Origin of the sequence: Gordonia shandongensis DSM 45094 (assembly GCF_000423025.1) — a bacterium.
In the GTDB taxonomy this organism is placed as follows: domain Bacteria; phylum Actinomycetota; class Actinomycetes; order Mycobacteriales; family Mycobacteriaceae; genus Gordonia; species Gordonia shandongensis.
This window is the reverse complement of the sequence record NZ_AUHE01000004.1, coordinates 183025-190420: the sequence shown is the minus strand read 5'-3', so window position 1 is coordinate 190420 and position 7396 is coordinate 183025. Positions and strand designations below refer to the sequence as shown.

At 69.0% G+C, this 7396-nt stretch carries 6 protein-coding genes and 1 pseudogene; 3 read left to right on the top strand and 4 right to left on the bottom strand.

Translation table 11 applies throughout. The features are described 5' to 3' along the window. Nucleotides 1–401: pseudogene (locus tag G528_RS0107680) on the bottom strand (HNH endonuclease signature motif containing protein); the annotation flags it as partial. 115 nt (nt 402–516) lie between these two features. On the opposite strand from G528_RS0107680, the gene G528_RS0107675 reads away from it, so the two are divergent. The 3 genes from G528_RS0107675 (at nt 517) to G528_RS0107665 (ending at nt 3583) form a co-directional block, all read left to right on the top strand. After that, the gene (locus G528_RS0107675) at nt 517–810 is read left to right on the top strand and encodes a mycoredoxin (RefSeq protein ID WP_026918465.1); all 294 of its coding nucleotides are present in this window, start codon (nt 517–519) and stop codon (nt 808–810) included. Between the two features lie 146 nt (nt 811–956). Then, nucleotides 957–2957, top strand: a complete 2001-nt coding sequence (locus G528_RS0107670; RefSeq protein WP_026918464.1) for an ATP-dependent DNA helicase UvrD2 — start codon at nt 957–959, stop codon at nt 2955–2957. Nucleotides 2958–3322: 365 nt separating this feature from the next. Further along, on the top strand, nt 3323–3583 hold the full coding sequence (locus tag G528_RS0107665; protein WP_026918463.1) for a WhiB family transcriptional regulator: 261 nt from the start codon (nt 3323–3325) through the stop codon (nt 3581–3583). Nucleotides 3584–3585: 2 nt separating this feature from the next. Here G528_RS0107665 and G528_RS0107660 read toward each other — a convergent pair whose 3' ends face one another. From G528_RS0107660 to G528_RS16785, 3 genes are all read right to left on the bottom strand, one after another. After that, on the bottom strand, nt 3586–4899 hold the full coding sequence (locus G528_RS0107660) for an ABC1 kinase family protein (RefSeq protein WP_026918462.1): 1314 nt from the start codon (nt 4897–4899) through the stop codon (nt 3586–3588). 76 nt (nt 4900–4975) lie between these two features. Beyond that, nucleotides 4976–5824, bottom strand: coding sequence for a hypothetical protein (locus tag G528_RS16790; RefSeq protein ID WP_051198461.1), 849 nt, complete (start codon nt 5822–5824; stop codon nt 4976–4978). Nucleotides 5825–5942: 118 nt separating this feature from the next. Then, nucleotides 5943–7346: a zinc-dependent metalloprotease gene (locus tag G528_RS16785; protein ID WP_035719294.1), complete on the bottom strand. Its 1404-nt coding sequence runs from the start codon at nt 7344–7346 to the stop codon at nt 5943–5945. Between the last annotated feature and the right edge of the window lie 50 nt (nt 7347–7396).

Genomic DNA, 7396 nt, shown 5'->3' with positions numbered 1-7396 from the left:
ACCGCATCGGCCGTCGCGGGGCACCGCGGAGACAGGGTTTGACCTTGCATGCTGGTGAATCGTCCGATCGCCGCGGCGGCGACCCGGCGACGCCTCGCGGCGCCGTCACCGACCCGCAGACCACCGGACAGATAGGAGTGCAACGACAGGTAGCCGGCTGTGCGGTAGGCGCCTCGGTCGGAGATCTCCACCAGCACGGCCGCGTCGGCGGCGTCGAACCGGCGTCGCGCCTGCTCCAACGACTCGGCGGCCGTCAGTAGCTCGCCCTCGGTGGATGCGGCCAGCGGTAGTGCGGCCAACTTCACCGCGACCGCATTCGCGACGGCGGCCAGGGCGATCGGATCATCGGGCAGCAGGGCGTCCAGGTCGGGTGAGGTCGGCGTGGCGATGATCGTCGTCACGACCCTCACCCCCTAGCGTGTTCCTGCAGCTCATCGCTGCTATTGAAGCTGTGACACGACACTAACAAGAGGCTCCGACAAAACGGGTCGCCGACGGGTGTGCTGCAATGGGCCTATGAGCGATGGCGCAGTGACTACCGGCGAGCAGGCGAACTCCGGCGATGAGAAGCCGGAACTGACCCTCTACACCACGACGTGGTGCCCGTTCTGCAAGCGGCTCAAGTCGGGTCTGGACCGCAACGGTCTGACGTGGACCGAGATCGACATCGAGGAGAACCCGGAGGCCGCGGAGTTCGTGGGGAGCGTCAACGGCGGCAATCATGTGGTCCCGACGGCGCTGTACGCCGACGGCACCACGGCGACCAATCCGTCGGTCGGCGAAGTGATGAGCAAGCTCGGCAAGCTCTGACACCCCACGACACGGGTGATCGCCCGTGCCGCTGATCCTCGGCCGCTGTGAGCCGTTCTGTCACAGGCGGATGCGATCGTGGGGGCATGACGGTGATCGAGGGAGCACGCAACGTGGGCCCGGGAGGGCTCGAAAGGTCGAATGCCATGACGAGCGGATCGTCTCGAGTCGTCGACGGCTTGGATCCCGACCAGTTGGAGGCGGTGCTCGCTCCGCGCGGCCCCGTGTGCGTACTGGCGGGGGCCGGGACGGGGAAGACGCGGACGATCACTCGGCGCATCGCGCATCTGGTCGATTCGGGGCAGGTGAATCCCGAGCAGGTTCTCGCCGTCACGTTCACCGCCCGCGCTGCCGCGGAGATGCGCGAGCGGCTCGAGTCGCTCGGCGTCTCGGGGCCCGGCGGGCGGGTCGCGGCGCAGACTTTTCACGCCGCCGCGCTGCGGCAGTTGCGGTACTTCTGGCCGATGGCGATGGGCGACGTCCGGTGGCAGTTGCTGGACCATAAGTTCGCGTTGGTCGGACGGGTGGCGCGTGAGCTCGGACTCGACGCGGCCGACCGCGATCTGCTGCGCGATCTGGCTTCGGAGATCGAGTGGGCCAAGTCGTCGGGCCACGGACCGGGAGGGTACGCCGAGGCGGCCGCGGAGGCGCGGCGCGACCTGCCGAGTGACCCGCGGACCGTCTCGCGGGTGTTCGCCGCGTACGAGGAGGCGAAGGTGGCGCCCAACGGAGACCGGCTGCTCGACTTCGAGGACCTGCTGGTCTTCACCACCACGATCCTCCAGGCCGATCCGTCGATCGCCGAGGAGTTCCGATCGCGCTATCGCAGTTTCGTCGTCGACGAGTATCAGGATGTCACCCCGATCCAGCAGAACCTCCTGGACGCGTGGTTGGGGACCCGCGACGACCTGACCGTGGTGGGGGACGCCAACCAGACGATCTACAGTTTCACCGGCGCCACACCGGAGTTCCTGCTCGGTTTCACGCGTCGGTTCCCCGACGCCCACCTGGTGCGGTTGCAACGCGACTACCGGTCGACGCCCCAGATCGTCTCGTTGGCGAACGACGCGATCAGTCGCGCGCGGGGGCGGATCGCGGGGACGCGGTTGACCCTCGTCGGCCAACGCTCTCCGGGACCGGAGCCGGTCTTCAGCGGTTACGACGACCAGGTGGCCGAGGTCGTCGGGGTGGTCGCCGAGATCCGCAGGCTCCTGCGTGCCGGCGTCGACGCCTCCGAGATCGCGGTGCTGTATCGAGTGAACGCGCAGTCCGAGCAGTATGAGGAGGCGTTGTCGGACGCCGGCATCGACTACCGCGTGCGCGGGGAGACCGGCTTCTTCGAGCGGCCCGAGATCGTCGCGGCCATGCGGCGGCTGACGTCCCTCGCGCAGGGGGCGCCGCCGCCGATGCCGGTCGTCGACGCGGTGCGGCATGCGCTGCACCCGATCGGGCTCACCGAGGCGGAACCGTCGGGTGCGACGGCGCGCGGACGTTGGCAGCAGTTGTTGCGGCTGGTGGAGATCGTGGAGGCGATCGTGTCCGCCGAGCCGACGCTGGACTTCGCGTCCGCGGTGGGCGCGCTGCGGGAGCGCTCCACACAACGGCACGCGCCGGTCGTCGACGGTGTCACGCTCTCGACGATGCACGCTGCGAAGGGCCTCGAGTGGGATGCGGTGTTCCTCACGGGACTGCACGAGGGGTCGGTGCCGCTGGGGCGGGCGTCGACGTCGGTGGAGGATCTGGAGGAGGAGCGGAGACTGTTCTATGTGGGCATCACCCGCGCCCGCGAGCATCTGCACCTGTCGTGGAGTCTGGCGCGGGGGGAGGGGCGCGGAGCCACTCGTCGGCGGTCGCGGTTTCTCGAGGCCTTGGCGCCCACCGCTGCGGCGGACCCCGAACCCGAACGCACGGATCCGGACCCCGACGTGCTGGCGGCGCTGCGATCGTGGCGGGAGAGGTACGCGGCGGCCGAGGGCATCATGGCGGCCAACGTGATGAGTTCGCAGATGGTCAAGACCATCGCGACCGTGCTTCCGACGTCCCGCGAGGAGTTGCTGACTGTCCGCGGGTTCGGCGTGGAGCGCGCCGACATCATCGGCGACCAGATCCTCGAAGTGGTCGACGCCCACCTTCCGGGGGCGCGATGAACGGCGAAATCGCAGGTAGAAAATAAGTTGTGCCGCAGTTTGCGCGCACATACAGTGGTTCAGGAAGTCGACGGGACAGATGATCTGTGCCGCGAGGAGCCCGAGACGGAGAGGAATCGACCAGTGTACTGGCAGAGCGTAGTGATCGCTGCAGACGCAGCGCATCTGGCGCGAGCGCGCCGGCGATTCCCCGTGGGCCCCGCGGACGACACACCATCGTCCTTGAGAGTGTTCAGACCGTAAACGACTGCGGTACACACCAGGCCACGGCGAATCGCGAGAGCGAACCCGTGGCCTTCCTCATTCCCGGGGCCGGGGTTCATCCGAAGAAGAACCGTTCACGCGAAACGAAAGCCGGACCCGACTTGTCTACTGTCACCACGAGCCGAATAGAACTCCCCTGCCAGACCACCGAAGCCGATGCGGACCTGTGGTTCGCCGACCGGCCGGAACTGCTGGAGGAGGCCAAACAACTGTGCGGACACTGTCCGCTGCGCGTCCAATGCCTGCAGAGCGCCCTCGAACGAGAGGAGCCGTGGGGTGTGTGGGGCGGCGAGATCTTCGAACGGGGAACGGTGATCGCGCGCAAACGACCGCGCGGTCGTCCCCGCAAGAATCCGGCGTGATCTCAGGCGATGCCCGGCACCCACTCGGCGAGGATCGCACGGTACGGCGCCTCGGCATCGAGCTGAGCAGCGATGCCGACACACCCGATGAGGACGCGGAAGACCATCACGTAGTCGCGCGGGACATTGAGGTTGCGGGACGTTCGGTAGACGTCGCCGGTGAGGTCGGTGGCCTTGCCCGCCGCATTCTGCAGCCACTTCCGCGTGAAGTGAAAAGTGTCCGAATACAGGGGGTCGACGTAGGGCTGCAAATACTTCGCGAGGTCGTCGGCCGACACCCGGTCGGCGTGCGACGCCTGGATGAAGTTGGTCTGCACCATCAGCTCGCGCAGTTCGTCGTACCGTCGATCCCGCGCCAACGCCAGGATGGGGCCCGTCATCTCGGGCAGTCCGTCCGGGTAGAGGCCGATCGCACCGAAGTCGAGAATCGCGAAACGACCGTCGGGAAGGATGTAGAAGTTGCCCGGATGCGGGTCGCCGTGAAGCAGACCGACCCGGGCCGGTGAACTGATCTCGAAGGTCGTCATCTTCAGGGCCGCGTCATTGCGCTGCTCCTGCGTCCCCTCGGTGATCAACTTCGACAGCCGGGTGCCCTCGATCCACTCGGAGACCACCACCTTCGGTGCGCTCGCGACCACCTTGGGGACCAGGAAGTCGGGGTCGCCGTCGAAGGCGCGGGCGAAGGCGCGCTGATTGTCGGCTTCGCCGAGGTAGTCGAGCTCGTCCTCGGTGCGGTCGATCAACTCGTCGATCATCGACTTCACATCGGTGCCCGGCGACAGTCGCTGAATGAGACCGGAGATCCTGCTCAGCGTCTTGAGGTCGGCCTTGAGGGCGTGATCGGCGCCCGGGTACTGGACCTTGACGGCCACCTCGCGGCCGTCGGACCAGACGGCTTTGTGCACCTGGCCGATGCTCGCCGAGGCGGCGGGCTCGTCGCTGAACTCTCGGAACCGCTCCACCCAGCGCGTGCCGAGCTGCTGGTCGAGCACCTTGTGGACGTCGGCGATGGGCATGGGCGGCGCTTCGGCCTGGAGTTTCGTCAGTGCCTCGCGGAACGGTTCACCGAACTCCTCGGGTATCGCGGCTTCCATGATCGACAGGGCCTGGCCGACCTTCATCGCTCCGCCCTTGAGCTCGCCGAGAACGGCGAAGAGCTGCTCGGCGGTCTTGTTCATCAAGTCGGCGTTGACCTCGTCGCGGCTCTTACCGGTCATGCGTTTACCGAATCCGGCGGCGGCGCGGCCGGCCATCCCGAGCGGGAGCGCGGCGAGCTTGGCGTTGCGGCGGCCGGAGCCGCGAGTGATGTCGCTCAATGGTGTCCTTTCCCCGATTCTTGAGAGTAGTGGAAATACTCGGGTAAAGCCCGGCTCGGGGCGATGCGATCGTCGGTCATTCGGTGTCCGCGGTGCACGAGCAGCGCCGATGAGCGGGCGCCGGCAGCGATTCGAGGCGAGTGGGTCGGTGCCGCAACCGGAGGACGTGACCGATGAGGCGCGGCGGCACGGAGTCGGCGGCCGATGCGGCGGCGCCTTCGGTGATCTCGACGATCTGCGCGTGCGCCAGCGCGACCGTGCCCGAGACGGTCGCGGTCGCCGCGCCCCCGGCGACACCCTGCAACGCCGCGGCCAGCACCGGCCACTCCGGGTCGAGATCGGCCCGATGCAGGTCGATGCATCGCAGACAGCCCGTCGACCCGGGCAGGACCAGCGGGCCGACGATCCCGTCGCCCTCGCACACGTGGACCGACAGATGCGGGGCGCCGGCGGCCATCAGCGGCGCCCAGATCGCGGGGTCGGCGACCGGCTGGTCGGTCACCACGAGCAGTGCGGGCCACGATCGGGGTGGCGTCGACGGGTCGACTGGACTCACCGCGAAGCCGTCGTCGGTGAGGCTCGCGGCGAGGCGGTCGGCGATCTCGCCGTGGCCGATGACACCGATCGACGTCCGCGGCGTCTGCGGCGGGGCGGCCTTGCCGGAGGCCACCAGCTGATCGAGCAGCGACCAGAAGTCGGCGGCCGACAGTCCGGCGTTCCGGATGTGCCTGCGCAGATGCCGGTAATGCACGGGCGCCCTCATCTGCTGGATCAGACCGGCCACGGCCCGCGTGCTCACCGACGGCGCCAGCTCGAGCACGAGCGCCGACGCGGGATCGGACCCCACGTGGATGCGCCGGTCGGCGCGGGCCAGCACCGGCGTCCCGGGCATCAGCACCGGGAGGACGACATCGCGTGCAGTCATGGCACGACGGTCTCACCGGGACGGCCACGGCGACCAGCACGCCATCCACAGGCTGGACGGCGGCCGAGGGACTACGCGGCCCAGGGACTACACAGTCGCGGGACGACGCGGCCGAGGACTACTCGGTGGTGTCGCCGTCGTTCTTCTCGCGTTCGATCTGCCGTTCGAGCTCGGCGATCGGGTCGTCGAGGGCCGAGAGGTCGCCGCCGATCACCCGGTCGATGAATGCGGCAGGCGCGTCGAGGTCGTCGGCGTCGGGCAGCAGGTCGGGGTGTCCCCACACGCCGTCCCGCGTCTCGACGTCGGCGGCTTCCGTGAGCCGCCGCCACAGGTCGGCGGCTTCGCGCAGCTTCCGCGGCCGCAGGTCGAGGCCGATGAGGCTGGCGAACGTCTGCTCCGCCGGCCCACCCGACGCGCGACGGCGGCGCATCGACTCGGTGAGTGCGGCGGTGCTCGGGATCCGGTCGCCCAACGCCGAGGTGACGACCAGCTCGACCCAGCCCTCGACGAGAGCCAACAGCGTCTCCAGCCGTGTCAGCGCCGCCTGCTGCTCGGGCGTGGTCTGCGGCTCGAACGCCGCCGCCGAGCCCATCAACTCCTCGATCCGTCCCGGGTTGGCCATGAGCTCCTGCGGATCGATGCCGCCGGCCAGGTCCTGCAGACCCGACAGGTCGATCCGGATGCCGCGCGCGTACTCCTCGACGGTCGACAGCAGACGCTGGGCGAGCCACGGGACGTGGGAGAACAGCCGCAGATGGGCGGCCTCGCGGGCGGCGAGGAAGACGACGATCTCCTGGCCGGGGAGGTCGAGCCCCTCGGCGAAGCGGGCGATCGCCTCCGGGAGCAGGACGCCGGTGTTCGGCGGCGCGAGCGGCAATCCGATGTCGGTGGAGGTGAGCACGCCGCCCGCCAGCTGCCCGAGACCCTGCCCGAGCTGCGTCCCGTACATGGTGCCGCTCAACTGGCCGATCATCGCCATCATCGGACCGGCGAACGCCTTGGCCTCCTCGGGGAGTCCGGCGTCCATCGTCTTCGCCATCTGTTCGGCGATCGGATCGCACAGCGTCTTCCACGTCGGCATCGAGTGCTCGAGCCAGTCGACCGGCGTCCACGCGGCGGTGGACGTGATGCCGGCGGGCAGGGTCGTCTGCTCGTCGAGCCACACCTCGGCGAGGCGGACGGCGTCGGCCACCGCCGTGGCCTCCTTGTCGAGCATCGGTGTGAAGTCGCCGATCTGGCGGCGTGCGAGGTTCGCGGCGACCTCGTAGTTCACGGGTCCGGCGTCGCCGCCGCCCGCCATGCCCGCGCCCATGCCGCTGAACATGGACCCGAGTTTGGTGAACATGTCGCTGAGCGACGAGGCGTCCAGGCCCGCGCCGTCGCCGAGGGCGAAGCCGAACGGGTTCGCACCGCCGCTCGGGTCGGCGCCGTGATCGTCTCGCCGGTCGTCGTCCCCGGAGTTGTTGTCGTGGTTCTTGTCGGGGTCGTTCGACGACGAGAATCCGAAGGGCAGGTCGTTCATACCGTCAACGGTACCGGGATTGTGGGCGCCCGGCCCCGACCGCACCGTCG

Bases quoted from the DNA above. Each gene is read 5' to 3' on its own strand.
- G528_RS0107675 (WP_026918465.1), top strand. From the start codon at position 517: ATGAGCGATGGCGCAGTGACTACCGGCGAGCAGGCGAACTCCGGCGAT.
- G528_RS0107670 (WP_026918464.1), top strand. From the start codon at position 957: ATGACGAGCGGATCGTCTCGAGTCGTCGACGGCTTGGATCCCGACCAG.
- G528_RS16790 (WP_051198461.1), bottom strand. From the start codon at position 5,824: ATGACTGCACGCGATGTCGTCCTCCCGGTGCTGATGCCCGGGACGCCG.
- G528_RS16785 (WP_035719294.1), bottom strand. From the start codon at position 7,346: ATGAACGACCTGCCCTTCGGATTCTCGTCGTCGAACGACCCCGACAAG.